Source organism: Anaerostipes caccae L1-92 (genome assembly GCF_014467075.1).
Lineage (GTDB): Bacteria > Bacillota > Clostridia > Lachnospirales > Lachnospiraceae > Anaerostipes > Anaerostipes caccae.
In genome coordinates, this window is the sequence record NZ_AP023027.1 from 3,378,091 (window position 1) to 3,401,658 (window position 23,568).

Genomic DNA, 23,568 nt, shown 5'->3' on the forward strand with positions numbered 1-23,568 from the left:
AACAACAAAATTTTATGCTCCGCTGCTCTTTCCCCTTTGATTTGGATATAATATAATAGAAAGAAAACAGACAGGAGATGATTTGTTGGATCAGCAGCAGGAATTCCTTTTTTTAAAATCGACTTATGAAAATCTTCCCACCGGAGTCATGCAGTTTCAGAGAGACGGTGATCGTCTGACTCTTCTCCATATCAATGATTTTGGCTGCAAAATCTTGGGCTATGAAACTTCTTCAGACTACTCATTTGATTTTCATTCTTTCATCGATAAACTTCCGGGAAATGCATACGATGAATTCATTGATGCATTAAGTCGTCTGAAAAATATCGGAGACCACTTTCCTTTTACCCGTCCGATTTATGTAGGAGAAAAGAAATCGTGGCTGAGCGGGACAGCATCTCTTCTCTCTTCTTCCGCTCTTACACAAACCTATATTTGTGTGTTCTCTGATGACACGGCCAACGTAGAAAAACAACTTTACTCCGATTATGCCAAAGAAAAAGAAATCCAGATTTTAAATGAAATGTGTACTTTGATCGTTAGCCAAAGCTATGAGACGCTTGGGCTGATCAACACCGGGAACGGCAAATATCAAATTTATGCCGTACAGGACAGAGACTGGTTTTCCCAAAAAAAACTGGAAGGAGATTTTGACGAACTCACGTTTCATGCAGCAAAGGAGCTGGCCTATGATGAAGAGGCGAAAGAACTTTTGATGAATGCAACGCTCTCCGGCATTACCGGTTATCTCAACCAAAGACCTGATACCTCCTACAGTTTTACATACCGGATCAGGACCCATGAATCTTACCGCTGGAAAAGAGCGGAATACAGCTACTTAAAAGACGACAAAACAAATATTATTTTCTGCACACAGGACATCCACAGCGAAAAAATGGAAGAAGAGCATTTGGCAAGGCTTGCAGAGAAGGAACGGCAGATCCACCAGGAAAAGATGGCGTTTTTCGCCAATATGAGCCATGAGATCAGAACTCCGATGAACGCTATCCTGAATTTAAGTGAACTGCTGCTGCGAAAAAATCTCCCTCTGGATGTGGAGCAGGACATATCCACGATCTATGAAATTGGCAACGGACTTTTAGGAATCATCAACAGCCTGCTGTCCTTCTCCAAACTGGACACGGGAAATATACAGCTGACCACAGGAAAATATTCTCCTGCAACGATGTGTTCAGACATATGCAGCATAATTTCCGCTCGTCTAAGCAAAAAAAGTCTGCATTTTTTCACTGATTTGGACCCCTCCATCCCAAGGCAGCTCATCGGAGATGAGATGCGGATCCGAGAAATCCTGACCAATCTGCTTGCAAATGCTGTAAAATTTACAGTTTCCGGTAATATCGAACTGAAGCTTCGCGCTAAGAATCTGTCGAAGACCAAAACAGAGCTCTCCTTCTTTATTTCCGACACCGGATCAGGAATCAAAGAGGAAGATCAAAAACACTTGTTCCGGCAATTCAGCAGAGTCGATCCTAAAAAAAATCAAACGATTATGGGAACCGGACTGGGTCTTTCTATCTCAAAAAAACTAACAGAACTGATGGGCGGCAGTATCTCGGTAGAAAGTGAATACGGAAAAGGCAGTACATTTATTGTTACCATTCCACAGGAAATCTGTTTAGCCGCTCCTATGATTCCGCCGTCTGACAAAATGGAACAGGCCGAGGTTTATGTCTATCTTCCAGAATCGGATAAAGAACTGACAAAATATGTCATACGCGAACTGCGCAAGCTTAGCATCCATCCTTCTTTGATTTCGTCCGTCTCCTCCATCAGTCTGGACAGATCAAACAAGAATTCTTATCTGATCATGCAGCAGGCGGATTTCCCATCCTGCCAGGAAATGATCGATTCCTTATTTTTGCAGGATCATGTGCTGCTTCTTATGAAAAACAGTGATACTACGGAATCCAAATACTATAACTATCAGCAGCTGTATCCGTACAACCTGATGATGCAGACTGCAAATATCTTAAACGGCCATCCGGTCAAGACCGCGTCCAAAAAGACAAACGTTTACGAGGATACAACGTTTCCTTCTGCCCACATATTGATCGTAGATGACAATGATGTCAATTCTTCCGTTGCAAAACGATTGATGGAACCTTATGAAATGGATATTGATGTGGCGTCCAATGGTTTTGATACACTCACAATGGCTTCCGCAAAAGACTATGATCTGATTTTCCTGGACCATATGATGCCCGGAATGGACGGAATCGAGACGGTACAGAAGCTGAGAAAAATGGACGGCATCAGAAAAGATCTTCCTGTCGTTGCCCTGACAGCCAATGTCTTCTCCGATGCGAAAACCTATTTCACAGAACAGGGATTTTCTGACTTCCTTGCAAAGCCGATCAATGTCAAAGAACTGCACAACACCCTCCTTCAGTATTTACAGGACAAAGCCGTCTTAAAGATTGTGGAAAAAAAGCTGGACGAAGCTTTTATCTCAGAAGAAGTCAAAGCCTGTTTTACATCTTTGAAACATTTCGACGTTGATGCATCCCTGGAATATTTTGATCACTCGGCTGATTTTTATTTGGAGATGCTGAAAACCTTCCGGCAGGGTCTCTTTGAACGCCGAAATGAATTGGATAAAATCTATGAAAACCAGGATATCAAATTGTTTACCATCCACGTCCATGCCATTAAATCTGCCTCAAAATCCGTAGGCGCCCTAGAATTTTCGGACTTGGCGAAAACAATGGAGGATTTTGGCCACCAAAACAACTGGAAATCCATCACACAGAAGTATCAGGAACTGCTGGACTATACAGACCTTATATTAGAAGAACTGGATTGTTGTATCAAAGCCGTACCGGCGGCAGACGAAACGAAAGAATCTCTTTCCGGTTATCCCGAAGATATCATCAAAAGTCTCTGTATTGCCGTCAATGAAATGGATTATCAAGAGGTCTCCGATGCTATTGCAAAATTGGACCGATACACTTATCCGGGAGAACTGCAAAATCTCCTGGACCGGCTCAAAACCGCCTATGATAATTTTGAATATGGGGATTTAAACCGGTGTTCTATTTTGATGTATAACTGTCTGTAATTGTCAATATAAATAGAGTGTGTAGTCCATATTATTGAACTAACACACTCTATCTCATACTCTCTTATTTTAAGAGACAGATCGTACATCTAGTCTTTCTCTATTTTTCCCAGAGCCTTCTCAGGAATTGAACTTTTGTTTACCTCTTCCCATCTTTTCACATCATTGCTTCCATCAGATACGATTCCGTATGTAATCTTGAGATATGCGCCTTTCTTGATAGGATGTCCGTCCATGCCATAAAAGTTCAATTTTATGGCATTCCCGTTTTTATCAAATGCTTTGACTTTATAAAAATAATCATTTTTTTCTTTACGTTCAGAGAGCGGCGTTATCTTTGTGTAATAGTCAACTCCTTGCCGCTTTCTTTGATAAAGAAAGCTTCTGATTCCCATTGCTGCCGTTATAGCAACACTGACTATCAAAATGACAGTAATTAAAACATTTTTCATCGGCAAATCCTCCCAAAGTAGTTTCTGTTTATTTTACTCGTACACGGAACTTTGCCTTATATTTTCCGTTTTTCACAATTACATAAACTTTTCCTTTTTTCTTTGCTTTAAACTTACCACTTTTTGAAATGCTTCCAATCTTCTTATTAGACACGGTCCAGTGAAATTTACCTTTAATCCCATAAGCTTTCGCTTTAAATTTATAACTCTTTCCTTTTTTTATGGTTTTCTTCACTTTCGTCAGTTTCAGATAGCCTTTCACAGTCACGCTGGTTTTGAACGTATAAGTTTTTCCTCCTTGTCTCACTATTGTAGTAATCGTTGCTCTTCCCGCAGCAACTCCCTTAATGGTTCCATTCTGATTCACAGCGGCGATCTTTTTGTTGCTTGTTTTATAGCTTACAACAGCACCTTTATCTCGATTCTTTACGCTCAATTTAAGACTTTTCCCTGACAAAATCTCTTTCTTTGTAAGATTGATGCCTGGACGAATCGTTGGCTGCTTTGGCTGCGTTGGCTCCGGATTCTTTCGATACTGAGCTGTTATAGTCACATTTCCTGTAATCTTGTTAAAATTCTTATCCCAGCCTGTAAAAGTGTATCCCTCTCTTGTTGGGGTTTTTGGTGCATTCGCTTTTTCACCATAGTTCACTTCCTGAGTTTCCAGCACCTTTCCGTTATAGTCTTTAAACGTTACCGCTGCCTTTTCTTCTGCTTCTGTTGCTCTTGTCAGTCGATCTTCACTGGTTTTTTCTATCCATACTTTACAGTCTTTAAAAGAGGTGAGCTCTTCTCCTTTTATCGTGACATATTCGGCTGGGACAGTGGTTTCTTTCGTCGCTTTCTTCCTCCATGTGCCATACTTATTCTGCACTACCAGATAACGATCCTCTGCTGAGCCCTTTACTTTTACCGTTTCATGATTCAAGACGGTTGCCGAGCCAAGGCTCTTTCCCGCATCATAGCGCAGAGTCAACTCTTTCCTTTGCGTTTCCTGTCCCTTTTCTGAGGACGCTGTGGATGCAAAGATGACAGATGACAGATCAATCTGTAGAGCGGGCACAATTGCGGTCCCTTCAGTATCCGCAACAGCAGCACTGACACCAGCAGAGCGAGCGGTCAGCAGACTTTCAGATAACCCTTGGACAGCGTATGGCGTACGCAGCCAAAACCATTTATCATTATTTTCAGTGTTATACAGTTTTAATTTAAGCGGCAGCCCATGTTTCACATCCGATTTCTTAATTGTTCCGAGTTGAATCGTTCCGGAATCGGGTTCTCCCTGTGCTAAATACAATTTATCTTTTGTTGTATAAAGACCTCCATTTCTTTGATCTCCTGTCATGACCGCTGTTTCTCTCATAAGCTTCTGCTCTGATGCGGAAAAATATGACGGATCACTGGACATAGCTTTTAAAGCAGCTCGAATCTCACTTCCTCCATAGTGGTTACCGTTTACCATGCTTGGATCAGTTTCATACTCGCATCCCCATTTCGCTTCATACACTTTCGGCCTTGGAAAAATCTGAAACTGCTGTTCTTTCAATGGTGTCGCTGCAAACAACACCAATCCATCCTTTGTGGCCGGATCTTTTCCGGCAACATACCAGCTCTGAACATCTCCCTTTCCATTCAGTCCAAACCTTACTTTTTGGACCTTTTGACCGGCGGCCCCGCTAAGGCTATAGTCCGCCAACAGTTGTTCCTTTGTGGCAAACCCACTCATCTCTTCTTCTGCCGCCGAAACTTTCCGGCCCATACCCAGACCTGAAATTGTCGGCAGACTCCCTATTAAGAGACTGGCAGACATCAGTAATGCTGCTGCTTTGATTGCTCTTTTTCTTCTCATCAGTTCTTTCCTTTCTTTGACTCGATTTCGTTGACTTTTACATTATATTACTTTCCTCCTCCCTCCCGCTTTAATCTTCGCATCCAACTTATTTTTCGATGCAAACGACGTTTTCTTTATCTGGAAAAGTGTATTATAATGAAATAAAATGATTCCATTAACATTGCCAACCACAGTGAAAAGTATAATCTCACTTTTCTTTTTTCTTAATCTATTCTATATAAATAATAAATTTTACTGATGAAAGGAATTTTAAATGCACAAAATTTTAATCGTAGATGATAGTAAAACAGTTTTAAACCAGATAATGATACTGCTCAAAAAATATTATCATGTATTTCCCGCTTTATCTGGCAGTTTAGCACTGAAAATCATGGAGCATCAGACCCCTGATCTGATTTTGCTTGATCTGATGATGCCGGAGATGGACGGAAAGGAATTCTTTCTAAAGATTCACAAAGAAAAAAAGTGGTCTGATATCCCTGTTATTTTTCTGACTTCTGACACAGAAGACAAAACAGAGGCAGAGTGCCTGAATATCGGGGCATATGATTTTATTGGAAAACCAATTGTAACAGAAGTTCTTCTAAGCCGCGTGGAAAAAACTCTGGAACTGACCGGATATCGAAAAGAACTCCAGAAAAAACTTGATGAAAAAACCCGGCAGATTGAGACGGCATATCTTCAGACTATGGCTGCTTTAGCTCATACAATCGATGCCAAAGATCCTGACACCAACGGTCATTCCAGGCGTGTTGCAGGCTATACGAAACAGATTGCCCAAAGTCTTGGATGGTCAGAACAGGATTCTGAAAATGCTTATTTTGTTGCGCTTCTCCACGATATAGGTAAAATCGGCATTCCGGATGCCGTCTTAAAAAAACAAAACCGTCTCACAGACAAAGAGTATGAGTTAATGAAAAAACATCCGGCAATCGGCGCCGACATCTTAAAGGATATCAAAATGCTGGACGGGTTATCAAACGGTACTTTATACCACCATGAACGTTTTGACGGATCTGGTTATCCAAGCGGTCTTAAAGGCGATGAGATTCCTTTGATTGCCCGGATCATCAGCGTTGCTGATACCTATGACGCCATGACAAGCACCCGGTGTTACCGAAAAGGAATGGGCCAGGAAACAGCCCTCGCTGAATTAAAAAAACAAAGCGGCCGCCAGTTTGATCCTAAAATCGTAAATCAGTTTCTAAAAATCACTGACAATCTTAAATCTTAACATGATTTCATTTAAAAATCGGGATCCCTTAAAAGGATCCCGATTCTTAGCTATCTCACTATCACAGGTGGCACCTTTTTTGACAGAGGCCCTTCTCCAACAGACATTACATCCATTTTCCACATGATTGGAGTGAGGCATTCTAAGAGCCGAACGGAAATCATGTGGAAAATGTCATACTTCACCTTTTAATCTCTTCTAATTTCTGGTTTTTATAAATATAGCTAAATGTATTTTCTTTCATATGCTGTTTTAGCTGCTGGTCATTGTTTGTCCGCAGACGGTTTGGTTCTGCGTGGTAAATGGTCACAGTATAACCTTCGTCAAGTAAAATGTCTTCGCTTCCCACCGGCTCATTCTTTTGGCCGATATATTCTTTTTTCTTGATCACTTTTCCATTTTGATCTTTGATTATGATAGAAGCATATACCTGGTTCTGGAAGTAACAATGCGGTCCATAGTCCGTATAGTTTGTATCAATCCATGCACTTCCGCCGATTATGTCCATCTTTGCAAATTCCCAGTCCCCTAAACCTAAAAATTCAAACTGCTGCTTTTCAAGCTTTTGAGACACTAATTTGTGATCTTTCACCACATAAATATAGGTGTTCTTAAACGCATTTTTCTTTAAACTGTCATCACTGTTTGTCTGCAAGCGATCTGGTTCTGCGTGATAAATGCTGACTCTTGCATCTTCCGGCATTGGGATCTTTGTGTCGTGTTTTTGTGTCCAGTCAGTCCCTTTATATTCTTTAAAAAACAACAGCTTTCCTTCTTTGCTTCTTACCTTGATATAAGCGTATCTTCCCGTAAAGTATGGATGAATCTGACTGCCATATTCATTCAGCCCATGCAGTATTGCATGATCTCCCCCCGCATACTCAAGCTGTGCAAAATGTACATCTTTTCCTGCCGAAGTCCCAATGCCATAAAAATCAAAGGTCTGTTTTGCAGATGGAGTCTCCGTTTGATTCGGCCTCGTTGCTCTTGTGATCCTGTCTGCATCCGTTTTTTCTAACCAAACTTTACAATTTTTAAAAGAATTGAGAGTTACTCCATCTATCATAACGTCTTTTGCTGAAACTGTGGTTTCTCTCTCCACTTTTTTTCTCCATGCACCATTCTTGTTCTGTACTACCAGATAACGATTGCCTGCGACTCCTCTAATCTCTACTTTCTCCTGATTCAGAATTGTTTCTGACCCAAGGCTTCTTCCAGCGTCATAACGCATGGTCAGAGCTCTTCCTTTCGTTCTCTGGTTCCCCTCAAATGATGCTGCTGGTGCAGAAGATGCAAAAATGACAGATGACAAATTCATCTGCAACGCGGGCGCAACATGATGTGCATTGTTTATACTGATACTGTGGTAATCCACAGCACTGCCGGACCGAGCCGCCAACACACAAAGATCATACCAAGAACACGGTGAACGCAGCCAAAACCAATCACCGCTTCCATCCTGATACTGATTCAAGCTAATTTTCAGCCCCTTATTTACATTCGATTCCTCATTTGTTCCAACACTAATCTGCTTACTTCCCAGCTCTCCCTGCGCTAAATACAGCTTATCTTTTGTTGTATAAATGCTCCCGTTTTCTTGATCCGCTGTCCTGATCGCTGTTTCTCTCATAACCCTTTGTTCTGCTCCGGAAAAATAGGATGGATCACTGGACATATCTTTTAAAACACTTCTTATTTCGCTTCCTCCATAGTGATTGCCGTTTACCTGACTTGGATTGTTTTTGTACTCACATCTCCAGTTCGCTTCATAAGCATGAGTAACTCTGGGACTGTAAAACCACTGTCGTTCCTTCAGCGGTGTCGCTGCAAACAACACCAATCCATTCTCTTCGGCAGGATCTTTTCCTGCGATATACCAGCTCTGGGCAGCTCCTCTTCCATTTTGTCCAAACATTACTTTTTGAACTTTCTTGTCTGCTGCTCCGCTAAGGCTATAGTCTGTCAGCAGCTCTTCCTTTGTGGCAAATCCCTCTATTTCGGGCTCTGCCGCTGAAACCTTTCTTGTCCTCCCCGGACTGGCCGGCAGGCTCCCCATTAAGAGACATGCTGACATCAGCCATGCAGCTGCTTTGACTGCTTCTTTTCTCATTATTTTTTCCTTCCCTTCATTTATGCTTATCATTTTAACGTTTATATTATACTTCTCCCACAAGTTCTTTTGAGCCTTTCTCCTGATTTTACACTTCTACCGACGCAAACACCCAAAATCCAGCTGCCCCTGTCGATTGTATAACTTAACAGCCGTCTTTAATATGTTATTCCCGCTATAATTTCCTGCGTTGACGTCATTTCACTCTTTTTCTCTTGAAGCCAATATACTATAATAGAAAAAAGAGCAGCAGTCCATTTAGTTGCAAAATCTGTGTAACGATTTCTGCTGTTCACTAATAATCTGGAGGTGTCTGAACATGAGAATAATTCTTTGTGACGACGAAGATACTTGCTGCAAACTCTATACGTGGATGTTAAGAAATATTAAGACAAAATATGATTTGGATTTCACCATAGAAGTTTGCAACAAGGGAGAGCAGCTTTTATTTTTATCTGAAGATCTGACTTCTTCCGACATTATTTTACTGGATATTATGATGCCTGGCATCGACGGCATCCAAACCGCAAAACAACTCCGGGAGAATGGAATTGACAGCAAGATTATCTTTCTTACCAGCCTTTCTGACAAGATGCTTGAAGCCTTTGACGTTTTTGCTTACCATTACATCATAAAAGATGCTGTATCAAAAGAAAAATTTGAAGAAATCATCGTCCGGGCTGTAACAAAAGCCGAGCAAGAGGCGGATGAGCAGTTGATTTTTACATACCGCAGTAAAAACTGCATCATTCCCCTAAAAGATATTTCTTATCTGGAGGTTCAAAATCATAAAGTTTATATCCATTATAAACAGGAACAATTTGAAATATACGAAACGCTTTCTAATCTGGAAAAGCGTTTTTGCGAACATAATTTTATCCGGATTCACAAGTCTTATCTGGTAGCTTTAAGCAGAGTCGTAAAACTTACTTCTTCCTCCTGCCTCCTGCGAAACGAGGTCGTTCTTCCTGTAGGCAGAAGTTATTCTAAGCATGCAAAAGAAGCTTTTAAAGTCTGGAGTGTAGCAACATTGTGAAAAAACAGGGTACCACATCATTTTCTTTGAGTGATACCCTGTTAATTGTTCTATTTAATGACAGACAAAGAAGGACTTTGCCTTTTAGGCACAATGATATAGGTCAGCAGTTCTCCTGGCTTTAATACTGGTTTTACGGACACAGAATAAAAATCTTTTACTGGTAAAACTCTGGTGCCATGTTCACCCGCAATCTTTAGTTTTACTCCCAACGAACCACAAGCCCGGACGACTTCTGTACCAATTATCCCAGCACAAAAAGCATTTCCAATCGATCCTGTCTTCTTCCACTTAGGCCTGCCAGTTTGGCCTGCTACTTTTTTAAGATAAGAAATTTTGTCACAGATCAATGTTTCTCTTAGTAAGGAACTTAAGGTAATGGCTGTTCCAATCTCCAGATCCCCATTTTCCTTCACAGATATTCTTTGAAGTTCTGGTATCCTGCCGATACTGAGCAGAACACGTCCTGTTGTCTCTCCATTGCGTTTCTTTATAAACACATCACTTTCTCTGCTTACAATCCTGGCCTTAGGATTTTTTTTCAAAAAAGCAATTGCTTCTCCCACTGTACTTGCTTCATAATAGTACATAATGTCATACATTTCCCTTTCATAGTCCTTTCTCTCTATCTATTTTATTGGTAATATTTATATTTTACTTAATTTCATTATCTGCTGCTGTTTCTTACGTATTCTCTCCAAAAAATAGCGTAAACAGCAAATCAAACAGGTTTCACGATTTAAAAAATCGGGACCTCTTTAAAGAGTCCCGATTTTTAACTAATTCTCTTTTTTTATTTCACCCTCACACATACTTTTGCTTTATACTTTCCACATTTCACGGTCACGTAAGTCTTCCCTTTTTTCTTTGCCTTAAACTTTCCACTCTTTGAGATCTTTCCGATCTTCTTTTTGGAGACAGACCATTTCAGTTTCCCTTTGATTCCATAGGCCTTTGCCTTAAATTTATAACTCTTTCCTTTTTTAATCGTCTTTTTTACTTTGATCAGCTTCACATAGCCTTTAACCGTAATGCTAGACTTTAAGTAATAGGTTTTTCCTCCCTGTCTTATCGTTGTAGTAATTGTTGCTCTTCCAGCTTTCAGTCCTTTTACATTTCCGTTTTTATCTACTGTTGCAATCTTTTTATTGCTTGTCTTATAGCTGACTTTTGCACCTTTGATTCGATTTCTTACACTCAGTCGGAACTTCTTTCCTGACAAGATCTCTTTTTTTGTGAGATTAATGCCCGGATGAACCTCTGTCGGTCTCTTTGCAGGTTCCGGGTTCTTTTTGTACTGAGCCGTTATGATGATATTTGCTGTGATCTTACTAAAAGTCTTATCCCATCCTGTAAACGTGTATCCAGCTCTTGTTGGAGTCTTTGGTGTTTTTGCCGCTTCTTCATACTTCACCGTCTGGGTTTCCAGTACTTTCCCGTCATAGTCTTTGAAGGTGACTTTATATTCATTCTTTTTGTACTGCGCTGTTACTTCTAATTCTCCTGTTACCTTGCTGAAATCCTTATCCCATCCTGTAAACGTGTATCCGGCTCTTGTTGGTGCTGTTGGTGCTTTCGCTCCTTCCTCATACTTTACTTTCTGAGTTTCCAGTACTTTTCCATCGTAATCTTTGAAGGTGACAGTGTACTCACTAAGCTTTTCTCCTGTTTGATCCGGTCTTGTTGCTTTTGTAATCCTAGTTGCATCGGTTTTTTCTAACCAAACCTTACATCCTTTAAAAGAATTTAGGGCTTTTCCATCTATTGTAACTTCTTTTGCTGAAACGGTAGTTTCATTTTCTGCTTTCTTTCTCCATACTCCCTGATCATTTTGCACGACCAGATATCGATCTTCTGCTGTCTTTTTCACCTCTGCCGTCTTATGATTTAAGATTTCCACAGATCCAAGATCCTCTCCTGCATCATAACGCAGGGTCATATCTTTTCCTTTCGTTTCCTGGCTCCCCTCAGATGTTGCTGCTGGTGCAGCAGATGCAAAGATAACCGATGTCAGATTAATCTGTAAGGCGGGCACAAGGCAGTACCTTCCAGTTACACCATTGTCATACGTAGTCACAGTACCAGCCGGTTGGGCCATCAGCGCTGAATAATCATAGGAAGAATTCGGGGAACGCAGCCAAAACCAACTACTTCCGTTCTGATACTGATCCAAGTCGATTTTTAACTCCGCATTAACATCCTTTTCTTCGTTTGTTCCGACACTAATCAGCTTACTTCCGCCTTCTCCATGTGCTAAATACATCTTATCCTTTGTCGTATAAACGCTTCCATTCTTTTGATCCTCTGTCTTGACCGCTGTTTCTCTCATTACCTTCTGTTCGTCTGCTGTAAAATAGGCTGGGTCGCTCGACATATTCTTTAAAACTTTTCTTATGTCACTTCCTCCATAGTGATTTGCACTTACCTGACTTGGAGCACTTCCATATTCACATCCCCAGGCTGCATCATACGGATGATCAGTTTCAGGATTGTGAAACGCCTGCTTTTTCTTCATTGGAGATGCCGCAAACAACACCAACCCATCTTCTGTAGCAGGATCCTTTCCGGCAATATACCAACTCTGGGCAGTTCCCTCTTCATTCTGTCCAAATGTTACTTTCCCAATCTTCTTGCGGGCTGCTCCGTCCATACTGTAGTCTGTCAGCAGCTGTTCCTTTGTCGCAAATCCCTCTATTTTTGTTTCTGCCGCTGAAACCTTCCGGCTCATTCCCGGGATGGCTGGCAGGCTTCCTATCAACATACACGCAGACATCAACCATGCCGCTGCTTTGACTGCTCCTTTTCTCCTCATATGATCTTTCCTTCCTTTCTCCTATGCTTTTCTTTTGATATCTGAATAATACTACTTTTGATCCCCTCCTCTAAATTTTTTCGTATTCTGCATATCTTTCGACGCAAACGACATACATATCATACTCAGCGCTTCTCATTTGGAAATATTATAGTATAAAATAATGCAAACAATCATAATCCCCAACAAGATCCATTTTAAAACATTGAGATACTCCGGAAATACAAAATAGATACGTGCAAAATAAGTCACTCTTTCTGCCATGACTGCTAATACACCTATAATAATAATTTTATTTTCTTTCATTCTTAGATTCCCCTGCTAAAAAAGAAGCCTGAATCATCAGACTCCCTTTTTCAATAACTTCAACATCTCTATTTTACAACTGCTCCAATCGTTTTTCCCCTGCCGAAAAGTTCCGCCAAGATCATGCCTCCCCGGTACAAATAATACATGACCGGAAGCAGGCATAAAAGCAGAATGGGACTTGAAATTATATGGTTTGTTGATTTTTTACGGTCGTCTGTCGTCCCGCTTCCCAGGCCGCACCGAAGGAGGACAGACGCCAGTTTAATCTTTTTTTCATTGCCAGGTCATCTCCATGAAAATCGTTTCCAGATCCGTGTCTTCTGGAAACTTTGATTCTAACTGATCCAAGGTTCCCTGGAATTGAATCTTACCCTTACAGATCATCACAACCTGATCACACAATTTCTCTGCAACCTCCAAAACATGAGTGGAGAACAACACTGATTTTCCACTGTCTGCGTGTTCTCTCATCATTTTCTTCAGTTCAAAGGAAGCCTGAGGATCCAGACCGGTCATGGGCTCATCAAGAATCCAGACCGACGGACTGTGGATCAGGGCGACCATGATCATCTTCTTCTGTCTCATTCCATGGGAGTAGCTGAGAATCTTATCACCTAAAACCTGTTCGATACCGAAGCGGTTTGCATATGTGGTGATGAACCGGGTCCTTTCCCTGACCGGAACCTCATAGATATCCCCCATAAAATTCAGGTACTCAATCCCTTTCAGACGCAGGAAATTATCTGGTGTGTCAGATACAAATCCAAACTGCTCTTTGGCTTTCACAGGCTGCTTCACAATATCCATACCGTTGATAAGGATCTTTCCCGCATCCGGTTTCAATACACTCGTGACCATTTTAAATGTTGTCGTCTTCCCTGCTCCGTTTGGTCCTATAAATCCTGTAATCGCCCCATCCGGTATGGTCCATACGGCGTCCTTTACAGCCACCTTGTCCTGACCAAATTTCTTTGTAATATGATCAATCGTAATCATCTATTTTTTCTCCAGTGTCTTTTTTGTAATGACAATATTTGCAATAGTTGCTATAACAGTCAATGCTAAAAAGCTCACAACAATCCATCCGCTGATCTTTTCCTTAAAGAAAAGCCGCATCATATAGAGAATCGCCCAGCCGAATCACCCAGAAACATCGTTGCAATCCCTGCCGGTCTTGCATATCTCTTTAGAGATTCCTCTGTATACTTGTCTGTCCCGATAAATAACAGATTATTTGTAACCACCATAAACACTCCTGAAAGTGCAATCAGCACTAAAATAATATAATCTACGTTTGGCATAATCATAATCCTCCTTATATTTGATTTCAGTATAAAACTAAATATCTCTGCTGGAAAGGACATCATAATACCTCTGCTAATTCCAGGTATTCATATAATCCTTATCCCTGAAATGAAACGTACCGCCAGCAAAAAACTGACGGTACACATATGAAGTATCCACAAGATATATCGGGATTATTTTATCACTCTGGCATTACTCCCATTTTTTATATCGCTCGCTTTTAGCAGGAATTTATATTTCTTTCCTGTCTTTGCTTTTTGCTTTGTGTATATAAGCGTTCCTCCATGATAAAAACTCTTAACTTTCTTATATTTTTTCTTTCCTACTTTCATCCAGATTTCATATTTTTCGTAACCTGAAACATTTTTGTAGGTTACCTGTACTGCTTTATTTAATTCTTTTTTCCTTGCTTTGATATATTTCTTGTATTTCTTTTTTCCTTTTTTTGTTTTGGTATATGGTCTGGCTTTAAAATAATATTTTTTTCCGGATTTAAGGATTACTTTTGTATTCAATCCTTTGCCTACAGCAGCAATCTTTTTGTATTTTCCTTTTTTCTTAGTACTATAGTAGATGACATAACCTTTCGCACCTTTTTTCTTCTTCCACCTGACTTTGATCAGACGCCCGGATTTTACAGCTTTTGTTAACGGCAGTTTTTTCTTTGGCCTTTTTACCCCCGGAACATGTGGAATCGGATCAGTCTTTTCCGGATTCTTTTTGTACACGGCAGTAACGGTTATATCCCGTGTGATCTTATCGAAACTTTTATCCCAGCCTGTAAATGTATATCCTGGCCTTACCGGTGCTTTTGGTTCCTTTGCCGCTTCCTCATATTTTACTTTTTGCTCATCTATCCGTCTCCCATCCCAATCCTGGAATTTTACTGTGTACTCTTCTTTTTTTGCCATTATGGAAATATCCCCTGATATGGTTGTTAAAGAATCGGGGATTTCCCAGTGACATCCTTTCGGCGCTTTGGGTATTTGAACAGTTTGAATAGATTCTCCACAATTTACGTCGACAGATTCGATCTCTATTCCATTTACATCTTTAAATTCTACCGTACAATATTGTATCACTGTTCTTCCGTCTGCTCCCCATCCTGCATATTTTTTCAAAGACTCATTCTTGTACGGTAAGAGCATTTTCTGAGAGCCGGATGCAACTTTAAACATATTGTCTGTTTTTTTAACGCTTGCCGGAATATGAAAGCCTTTGGGCAGTTTCGTAAGGCTGTCACAACCGCTGAACATTTCAGCAGCATCCTCTACCCCATCCGGGATTGTAAATGTATTCGGCAGTTTTTTCAGCAGATCATTTCCAATGAACAGGCCATTCACATTTTTAATCCCTTTTGGAAGCTGAAAGTCATCCGGAAGATTCTCCAGTGCACATCCGGCAAACATCCACTCTGCACTCGCAGCATCTCCAGGCAAATCCGGTACATACTTCAGCCCTATACAGTTCCAAAACATACCATCTAAGTATTTGACATGATCCGGAATCCGAAATCCATCCGGAAGATGTCTGAGCTTATAACAGCCCGTAAACATTAATTGCAGATCTTCTACCCCTTTTGGAAGTTGAAAATCTTTTGGAAGTTCCAGGTTTTCACAATTATAATACAGTGCCGATAATTTTTTTGCACTTGCTGGAATTTTATGTGTGATCTTAAGGTTAGTACAAAATCTGAACATGCCGTCTGCGTTCTCTAAATGGACAGGAAATTCCGGTGCGTTCTCTAATTTCTCACATCCATAGAATGTACATTCCATGTTTTTCACGCTGTCCGGTAATTCCGGCGATTCTTCAAGATTCTTGCATCCATAGAACCAATATGCCATGGATTCTGGTTCAACCCCACTGTTGATTTCAATCTTCTTAATATTTTCCTTATATGTATACCAGGGAGCAACCGGCCCTCCATCAAATTCTGACTTGAAACCACACGGTACGCCTTTACCTGATATCGTAAGCTTTCCGCTGGCAGCATCAAAATCCCATTTAACTCCGCTTGGTTTTCCAGATTGGTCTAACAGATCTCCTTGTACTGCTACATTATTTTTAAAAGTCTTTTCAAGCAGCTGAACTTCTGTCTTTTCTCCCGCCTGTACTCTGATTGCAACTGACAGATTGCCTGCCAGCAGCATAGCTGCTATAAGGCACACTGTAAATCGTTTCCAGAATTTTGTTGTTCTTAAATTCATTCTTTTCTCCCCACAAATACAACAGCTATGTAAAAGTATCGCCAACAAAAGAACCGACGGTACGCAAAAGATTCTAGACTATTCCCTAATCTGTATTGGGGTCACTTTATTACTCTGGCACTTTTTCCACTCTTTGTGACACTCGCTTTTAACAAAAAGCTATGTTTCTTTCCAGTCTTTGCTTTTTGTTTCACATAAACCAAAGTCCCTCCATGATAAAAACTCTTAACTTTCTTATATTTTTTCTTTCCTATTTTCATCCAGATTTCATATTTTCCGTAACCGGAAACATTTTTGTAGGTTACCTGTACTACTTTATTTAACTCTTTTTTCTTTGCTTTGATGTATTTTTTATATTTGATTTTTCCATTTTTCATTTTCGTATATGGTCTGGCTTTAAAATAATATTTTTTCCCGGATTTAAGGATTACTTTTGTATTCGATCTGTTCCCTACTACAGCAATCTTTTTATATTTCCCTTTTTTCTTAGTACTATAGTAAATGACATAACCTTTTGCACCTTTTTTCTTCTTCCATCTGACTTTGATCTGGCGCCCTGATTTTACAGCTTTTGTTAACGGCAGTTTTCTATTTAGACTCTCTACACCCGGCTTTTTGCTCTGTGCATTATAATGTGGGGTTGAATCAGCCTTTGCTGGATTCCTGCTATATTTAGCAGTAACCGTTATCTCTCCTGTAATCTTATTGAAACTCTTATCCCAGCCTGTAAAGGTATATCCTGCCCTTGCTGGTGCTTTTGGCTCTTTTGCTGCTTCTTCAAATTCTACTTTCTGCTCATTCAGCAGTTTTCCATCCCAGTCCTGGAACTTTACTGTGTATTCATTCTTCTTATACTCTGCTTTGACAACGTTGTCTCCGGTAATCTTGTCAAAACTCTTATCCCAGCCTGTAAAAGTATATCCGGTCCTTGCTGGTGCTTTTGGCTCTTTTGCTGCTTCTTCAAATTCTACTTTCTGCTCATTCAGCAGTTTTCCATCCCAGTCCTGGAACTTTACTGTGTATTCATTCTTCTTATACTCTGCTTTGACAACGTTGTCTCCGGTAATCTTGTCAAAACTCTTATCCCAGCCTGTAAAAGTATATCCGGTCCTTGCTGGTGCTTTTGGCTCTTTTGCTGCTTCTTCAAATCCTACTTTCTGCTCATTCAGCAGTTTTCCGTTCCAATCCTGGAACTTTACTGTATACTCTTCCTTTTCTTTTTGTAAGGTTACTGTTAAATCCTTTTCAACTTGGTTTAACTCTGACAAATCCGGCAAAATCCAATGATATCCCTTTGGGGCCTGAGGTAATTGTTCTTTTTTAAATTCATCACCATATCTTACATCCACTTCTTTTAAAAGCTTTCTTTCTGAATCTCGTAAGCTTACTGTACAGTAAAGTATAATTCCTCTTCCTTCCGATCCCCAATTAGGATAGTTTACCAAAGACTTATTGGCAGCAGGAACCCAAGTCGGATGTAGCTCTCCTTCTCTTGCCCAAAACATCACTGTTGTCACCGCCTTATCCGGTATCTGAAATTCCTTTGTAAATTTTTTTAAATTATAACAAGCTCCAAACATTCCTTGTGCGTCTTTCAAGCCTTTAGGCAACTTCTTCACATAATCTAAGTTTGAGCATCCGTAGAACATATAGTATCCCTTTTCTAGACTATCCGGCAATCCATAGACCTTTTCTATTTTTTTACATCCTTGAAACATATAGGAACCGTCTTTTAAACCACTTGGAAGATCAGATTCTAATACATTTTCTATACCAGCCCCCGCGAACATTCTATACCCACTTTCTAATCTTTGTGGTAGTTTTGGTATATCGACTAATTTTTCACATCCGCTAAACATATCCATTGCATCTTTCAAATGATCAGGCAAATCCGAAACAGTGGTTAAATTTTTACACCCGTCATACATGCAGGATGCAACTTCTAAATTTTCCGGAAAATCCGGAGTTTTTTTCAATCTTATACAATCTCCAAATAAACGGTGCGCATTCACAACACTATCTGGCAATTTCGATACACTTTCTAGCACGCTACATCTGCTGAACCAACCTTCCATAGATACTGGTCGTACAGTTTTTTCAATAACTACTTTTTTGATTTCCTCACGATGTGATTTCCAAAATGGAGATGCCGCCGGATTATCCATAACGGATCCCAGATACGGCACACCACTCCCCGTGATAGAAAGTTCTCCTGTTGCAGTATCTAATGCCCATTTCACCCCGCTTGGCTTACCGTCTTTGTCAGGTAATTCCCCTTGTGTTGGATCTGCTGCTACTTTATTATGTTTCTGGACTGCATTTTCTGTTTTTGCCGATGTTATTGTCTTTGCAGCAAATACCGGCTGACAAAAACTCCCTCCAGTTATAACAGCCGCCATCGCTAAAACTCCCAATTTTTTGGCAATATATTTTCTGCTCTTTTGTACCTTCATATCCATCATCCCTTCCTTAGTATTCATTGTTTGTTAATCACTGTTTGCAGTTTACCTCACCTTACAAGAATATGAATCATTTTTTCGCATACTACCATTTATACAACGCAAACAACATATGTTTTTATTCCCAAGTCAATCCTAACGACTTGAAAAATATAAAAAGCATCATCTTTTTAAAAATAAATACAAAAAAGAAGCCATGCAGCAAAATTAGCGCATGACTTCCTTTTTTGTTTCTCCGTTATTTCCCTCTCTGTTCCATCCCCATCAAATAATTTACAAACTGCTGTGCCGTCCTTCCGGATATACCTCCATGGGACAGTTCCCATTTGTTGGCCTCTTTTTGCAGTTCTTCATCTGATAAGGTAATACCTTCTTTCCTTGCCAGCTGGATCACAATGTTAAAGTACTCCTTCTGGGTTGGCTTAGAGTAATTGATCGTTACACCAAACCTATTTACCAGAGATAACTTTTCTTCCATCGTATCGGATTTGTGCATACCATTTTCATTCTTTACGTCGTCCCGGTCACTCCAGGTCTCCTTGATCAAGTGCCTCCTGTTGGATGTGGCATAGATCAGAATATTTTCCGGCTTTGTCTCAACGCCCCCTTCGATGACTGCCTTTAAAAACTTATACTCTACCTCGAACTCTTCAAAAGACAAATCATCCATATAAATAATAAATCGGTAATTCCGGTTTTTGATCTGTGCGATCACGTTGGACAAATCCTTAAACTGGTGCTTGTAGATCTCGATCATCCGCAGGCCCTGATCATAGTACTGGTTGACAATGGCCTTGATACTGGTAGATTTGCCGGTACCGCTGTCTCCGAACAGCAGGACATTGTTGGCTTTCCGCCCATGGACAAAGGCTTCCGTGTTGTCAATCAGCTTCTTCTTCTGGATCTCATATCCTACCAGATCTGAAAGCGCGACCTTATCCATATTGTTGATCGCTCGGAAAGTGATGCCGCCTCCGGTTTTTTCCTCAATTCTGAAAGCCTTATTGAGTCCGAACATTCCCACGCCGTAAGCTTTATAGAAGTCTGTGACCACCTGGAAAAACTCATGCTCATCCCGTGTCTGCTCCAGTTTCCGGCTCAATGCCCGAACCTTCTCGCTGACATTTTTATTATACATAAGCTCTGGCTTTCCGATCGCTTTATAGTCTGAAAGACGGCTGAAACAGTCCACTCCCAGGTATTCTTCAATCTTTGAAAAGTCGTAGTCAAACAGCTCCTTAAATGCCCGAAAATCATTTTCCGCAAAATAATTCACGCTTCCGTCCCTGGCCCCTACCTTTTCACAGGTGATGCTGAATGGATTCTCATTGGTAATCAGCAGAAATGTCAGGTAGTTATGCCAGAGATTCTCATCGAATCCATAGTCTGTCGCCACCTGAAGGATGCGTTTGATCTGTCTGAATACTCTGGTCGTCAAAACTTCCTTCGGCTGGCTTTCTTCATCCATGCAGCGGAATATATCACTGAGCTGCATCAAAATAGAATCCGGTTCCATATCACCATAGATCAATAACTTTGATACGTTTTTATACACTTGTTCCTCCACCTTTCATTATCTTCTACCAGCTTCCGCCGCCTCCGCCGCCGAAACCGCCTCCTGAGAATCCCCCTCCGCCAAAGGAGCCTCCTCCGAAGCTGCCGCTGCCAGACGATGTTTTCGGCGGTTCGGGCACGGAAAGTGTACTCGTCACTTGGTCCATACTTCCCATTAAACACCGGTTAAAGATATAATAATCAAAAAATGTAAACTGCCGGTCTGTTTCATACCAGTCAGGCGCAGACAGCCCGAGGTCTTTTAATTTCTCCGCAAACACATCGGAGAGACCGAATACGTAGGCATACGGCATGATGTGATAAAACATCTGAGGCTGGTCCTCTGCCAGCACCTTCATTCTGTCCAGCTCCGCTGTCTCAATAAAATCACGGAGTCCGGCCAGATACCCCATCCACTCAATACACTGATGGGTCCTTTTTTTCATGAATCCTGTCATAAGAATCATTCCGCCGGTCATAACAAGCACTGCGGCCAGAACCCAGATGTAGCTAAAAATCTCTCCATTTATGACTCTAACAATATAACTTCCTGTGTAAGCTGCCGCTGACAGAAAGCTCAAAGCAAGACCCCAGAATACCCACAGCCTCCTGCTGTCCCTGCTTCTGGCGTACCAGCTGTCCACCGCAACCGTGAATAAGATCATTCCACCGAGTAACAGCATCCACAAGACAGCCTGAACGATGATCCTTGTTATCCCGGTATAAGAGTAGACACTGGTGACCACCATAAACAGTCCTAACGGCAACGCAGAGAGCCCCATTGAGATTTCCCTTGCTGCTTTTGAACCTGATGTATAAATACTAAACTGCTTTTCTCTTCCAAAATATCGGATCAGCTTGCTTTTTGCCACTTTAAGTGTGTCTGCATATTTATATTTCAGATCTTCAATCTTTACCTGATCCTTGCCGTCGAATAAGTTATCAAACATGATCCTCTGGTAACCTGGTGCTGTCTTCTCAAGGTCTGATATTTTATGGAAGATGAGCTTCCCTTCCTTTTCTTCAATCTTAAGATATCCCCGGTCTGCCCAGTAAATGATCAGGGAAAGCAGTTCTTTCTCATGTACTTTTCCGTCAATAATATAGCCTACCCCGGCACTGTCAAGCCCTTCCGGCGGCTGGTACTGGATTGACGGAATGATCTTCTCATCCCGTCCGAACAAAAGAAACAAGCAGAGTACAATTCCGAATATAATGACCGATGGTATCAGGATCATCCGTGGAATACCGGAAATTTGCTGGCTCTTGCTGAAATATCCCTCTTTCATCCCGGCAAAACAGGTAAGTCCGCTTCCCAGCGGAAGACTTTGTTTTAATGTGCCTGTTACGGTAAGATTTTCTTCATCTTTGACAAGTGTTAAAATATCCCCGGCATCTTTTGTTGAACCATATTCCCCGCAGTAGAATTTCAGCCGGTCCATATCAAACTTTTTCGGAAATTGGATGGTAAACCTGCTCCCTGCCGGAATCTGGTTCTGCCACTGTGTCGGAAAAATGTTATAGTAGATGTTATCATAACTTTTCTGCTGAAACTTCGGGGTGAGAAGGTATTCAAACTTATAAATCCCTTCTCTCACTGTCTTGTCTTCGTCTCCAAACCGAAAGACAGTGCTGCCGTTTTCACTGCTTTCATCCACAGTTTCATTGGCACGGAGCATTTTTACAGAAGCATAGAACGGTGTTTTCTGAATCTCCCCTTTTTTATCATAAGAAGCTATGGTCCCTTTGCTCGGAATATAGCGGTAAATCCCATGACGGTCTTCCAGGAATCTCACATTTATCTTTTCTGTAATATCATAGGAACCGTCGTTTCCCACCACAACTTTTGTCTGAAACTGCTTCGTATACATATAGGGATCTTGCTGCACCTGAGACGGAGAAGGGCCTGATATGCTTTCTGCGGCAGCCCCTATCCCTATACATAAGAGAAACAGGGTAACCGCAATGAAGCCGGATGCCCATAATTTTTTCATAATGACCTCCCTGCGTCAGAGCACTAGAACGATACCTTTACATTCTCACGCTCAGCCTCATCGCTGATCTCATACAATGGTTTTCTTGTGAATTTAAAAATGCCTGCTACAATATTTCCAGGGAACATTTCTGCTTTGGTATTGTATTTGTTGACAACTCCGTTGTAGTATCTTCTGGAACCTGCGATCTCTTCTTCGATCCTCTGAAGCTGATCCTGGAGCTGTATGAAGTTCTGATTTGCTTTCAGATCCGGATAGGCTTCCGCGACCGCAAATAAAGAACGCAGCGCCCCGGTAAGTACGTTTTCATTGGCAAGCCTTTCTTCCGGATCAGAAGCTCCCATGGCCATATTTCTGGCTGACACTACCTTTTCCAGTGTCCCGGCCTCATGTTTTGCATACCCTTTAACGGTTTCCACATAATTCGGGATTAAATCGTACCGTTTTTTCAGGGACACATCCATCGCAGAGTATGCTTCCTCTGTCTTATTTCTCAGAGTAATAAATCCGTTATACGAACTGATCAGCCAGATGGCCAGTACTGCAATTATTGCTATTATAACTATTAATGCTATCATTCTCTTTTCCTCCTTTTATGTTTGATACCAGTATACCACTAAATATCCTTGCAGGAAACTGTGACATTTTCATCGGTTTTATCCGCGGATCTTCACATGCAGTACAATATTCTTTTCTCTTCCCATCCGGTCGTCTGTTTTCAGCATGACCTCCCCTGGAATATAGTTGGAAAAGCAAATTTTTTCAGGTGAAACCCGGTAGTTTTGCAGCCATTCCCCGGGTACTCTCCGATCAATCCTAATGCTGTCTGTTTTGATATGTCCCGGTATCCCTTCCAATGGAATTTCAACTTTGCCGCCGTCTGAAAGGAAGCCTGCCCAGCCCATATGGCTGCAAATACAGTAAAGCCCTTTCCTTCCGTCTGAGCGGTTTGCCATTTCTACCATTCTTGAACTAATCTTTTCTTCATTTAACATCTCAATCTTCACCTCGAAATTCGTTTTACTTAGCTGTTTCTGATTTTTATCTTTAGTATACCCATCTTAAATAACCGGGAAACATCCCGGCGTGTAGCGCGCATCTTTCAGCGCAAACAACGCAGCATATTCATAAGTTATGCAGTGGGATTCATTTATGTGCA

17 protein-coding genes are annotated in these 23,568 nt (G+C 41.0%); 3 read left to right on the forward strand and 14 right to left on the reverse strand.

The features are described from left to right. Positions 1-85 precede the first annotated feature (85 nt). The gene (locus ANCC_RS16575) at positions 86-3,082 is read left to right on the forward strand and encodes an ATP-binding protein (RefSeq protein ID WP_006568314.1); all 2,997 of its coding nucleotides are present in this window, start codon (positions 86-88) and stop codon (positions 3,080-3,082) included. 89 nt (positions 3,083-3,171) lie between these two features. Here ANCC_RS16575 and ANCC_RS16580 read toward each other — a convergent pair whose 3' ends face one another. Further along, the gene (locus tag ANCC_RS16580; RefSeq protein ID WP_006568313.1) at positions 3,172-3,534 is read right to left on the reverse strand and encodes a YxeA family protein; all 363 of its coding nucleotides are present in this window, start codon (positions 3,532-3,534) and stop codon (positions 3,172-3,174) included. Positions 3,535-3,562: 28 nt separating this feature from the next. Next, positions 3,563-5,383 carry an Ig-like domain-containing protein gene (locus tag ANCC_RS16585; protein ID WP_006568312.1) on the reverse strand — a complete coding sequence of 607 codons (1,821 nt, stop codon included), beginning with the start codon at positions 5,381-5,383 and terminating at the stop codon, positions 3,563-3,565. Positions 5,384-5,639: 256 nt separating this feature from the next. Here ANCC_RS16585 and ANCC_RS16590 point away from each other — a divergent pair, with 256 nt between their 5' ends. Continuing rightward, complete coding sequence (locus ANCC_RS16590; protein ID WP_006568311.1) at positions 5,640-6,620, forward strand: HD domain-containing phosphohydrolase; 981 nt, start codon at positions 5,640-5,642, stop codon at positions 6,618-6,620. A gap of 181 nt (positions 6,621-6,801) precedes the next feature. Here ANCC_RS16590 and ANCC_RS16595 read toward each other — a convergent pair whose 3' ends face one another. Next, complete coding sequence (locus ANCC_RS16595; RefSeq protein WP_039946932.1) at positions 6,802-8,730, reverse strand: putative mucin/carbohydrate-binding domain-containing protein; 1,929 nt, start codon at positions 8,728-8,730, stop codon at positions 6,802-6,804. Positions 8,731-9,049: 319 nt separating this feature from the next. Between ANCC_RS16595 and ANCC_RS16600 the strand changes: the two genes are divergently transcribed. Further along, the gene (locus ANCC_RS16600) at positions 9,050-9,766 is read left to right on the forward strand and encodes a LytR/AlgR family response regulator transcription factor (protein ID WP_006568307.1); all 717 of its coding nucleotides are present in this window, start codon (positions 9,050-9,052) and stop codon (positions 9,764-9,766) included. Positions 9,767-9,816: 50 nt separating this feature from the next. On the opposite strand, the gene ANCC_RS16605 is transcribed toward ANCC_RS16600, so the two are convergent. The 11 genes from ANCC_RS16605 to ANCC_RS16655 form a co-directional block, all read right to left on the reverse strand. Beyond that, complete coding sequence (locus ANCC_RS16605) at positions 9,817-10,356, reverse strand: FAD binding domain-containing protein (RefSeq protein ID WP_167319339.1); 540 nt, start codon at positions 10,354-10,356, stop codon at positions 9,817-9,819. A gap of 203 nt (positions 10,357-10,559) precedes the next feature. After that, positions 10,560-12,578: an InlB B-repeat-containing protein gene (locus ANCC_RS16610; RefSeq protein ID WP_006568305.1), complete on the reverse strand. Its 2,019-nt coding sequence runs from the start codon at positions 12,576-12,578 to the stop codon at positions 10,560-10,562. A gap of 135 nt (positions 12,579-12,713) precedes the next feature. Beyond that, complete coding sequence (locus tag ANCC_RS16615) at positions 12,714-12,884, reverse strand: hypothetical protein (protein WP_006568304.1); 171 nt, start codon at positions 12,882-12,884, stop codon at positions 12,714-12,716. A 276-nt stretch (positions 12,885-13,160) separates the two neighbouring features. Further along, on the reverse strand, positions 13,161-13,883 hold the full coding sequence (locus ANCC_RS16620; RefSeq protein WP_006568302.1) for an ABC transporter ATP-binding protein: 723 nt from the start codon (positions 13,881-13,883) through the stop codon (positions 13,161-13,163). A gap of 119 nt (positions 13,884-14,002) precedes the next feature. Further along, positions 14,003-14,188 (reverse strand): hypothetical protein, encoded by a 186-nt coding sequence (locus ANCC_RS16625; RefSeq protein WP_039946931.1) that lies wholly within the window; start codon positions 14,186-14,188, stop codon positions 14,003-14,005. A gap of 177 nt (positions 14,189-14,365) precedes the next feature. Then, positions 14,366-16,402, reverse strand: a complete 2,037-nt coding sequence (locus tag ANCC_RS16630; RefSeq protein WP_006568299.1) for a leucine-rich repeat protein — start codon at positions 16,400-16,402, stop codon at positions 14,366-14,368. A gap of 101 nt (positions 16,403-16,503) precedes the next feature. Then, on the reverse strand, positions 16,504-18,855 hold the full coding sequence (locus ANCC_RS16635; RefSeq protein ID WP_167319338.1) for an InlB B-repeat-containing protein: 2,352 nt from the start codon (positions 18,853-18,855) through the stop codon (positions 16,504-16,506). A gap of 244 nt (positions 18,856-19,099) precedes the next feature. Next, positions 19,100-20,416, reverse strand: coding sequence for an ATP-binding protein (locus ANCC_RS16640; RefSeq protein ID WP_039946929.1), 1,317 nt, complete (start codon positions 20,414-20,416; stop codon positions 19,100-19,102). Between the two features lie 25 nt (positions 20,417-20,441). Continuing rightward, positions 20,442-22,409: a DUF2207 domain-containing protein gene (locus ANCC_RS16645; protein ID WP_006568296.1), complete on the reverse strand. Its 1,968-nt coding sequence runs from the start codon at positions 22,407-22,409 to the stop codon at positions 20,442-20,444. Between the two features lie 23 nt (positions 22,410-22,432). Next, the gene (locus ANCC_RS16650; protein ID WP_006568295.1) at positions 22,433-22,987 is read right to left on the reverse strand and encodes a LemA family protein; all 555 of its coding nucleotides are present in this window, start codon (positions 22,985-22,987) and stop codon (positions 22,433-22,435) included. Between the two features lie 78 nt (positions 22,988-23,065). After that, complete coding sequence (locus ANCC_RS16655; protein ID WP_233458286.1) at positions 23,066-23,404, reverse strand: hypothetical protein; 339 nt, start codon at positions 23,402-23,404, stop codon at positions 23,066-23,068. Positions 23,405-23,568: the final 164 nt, after the last annotated feature.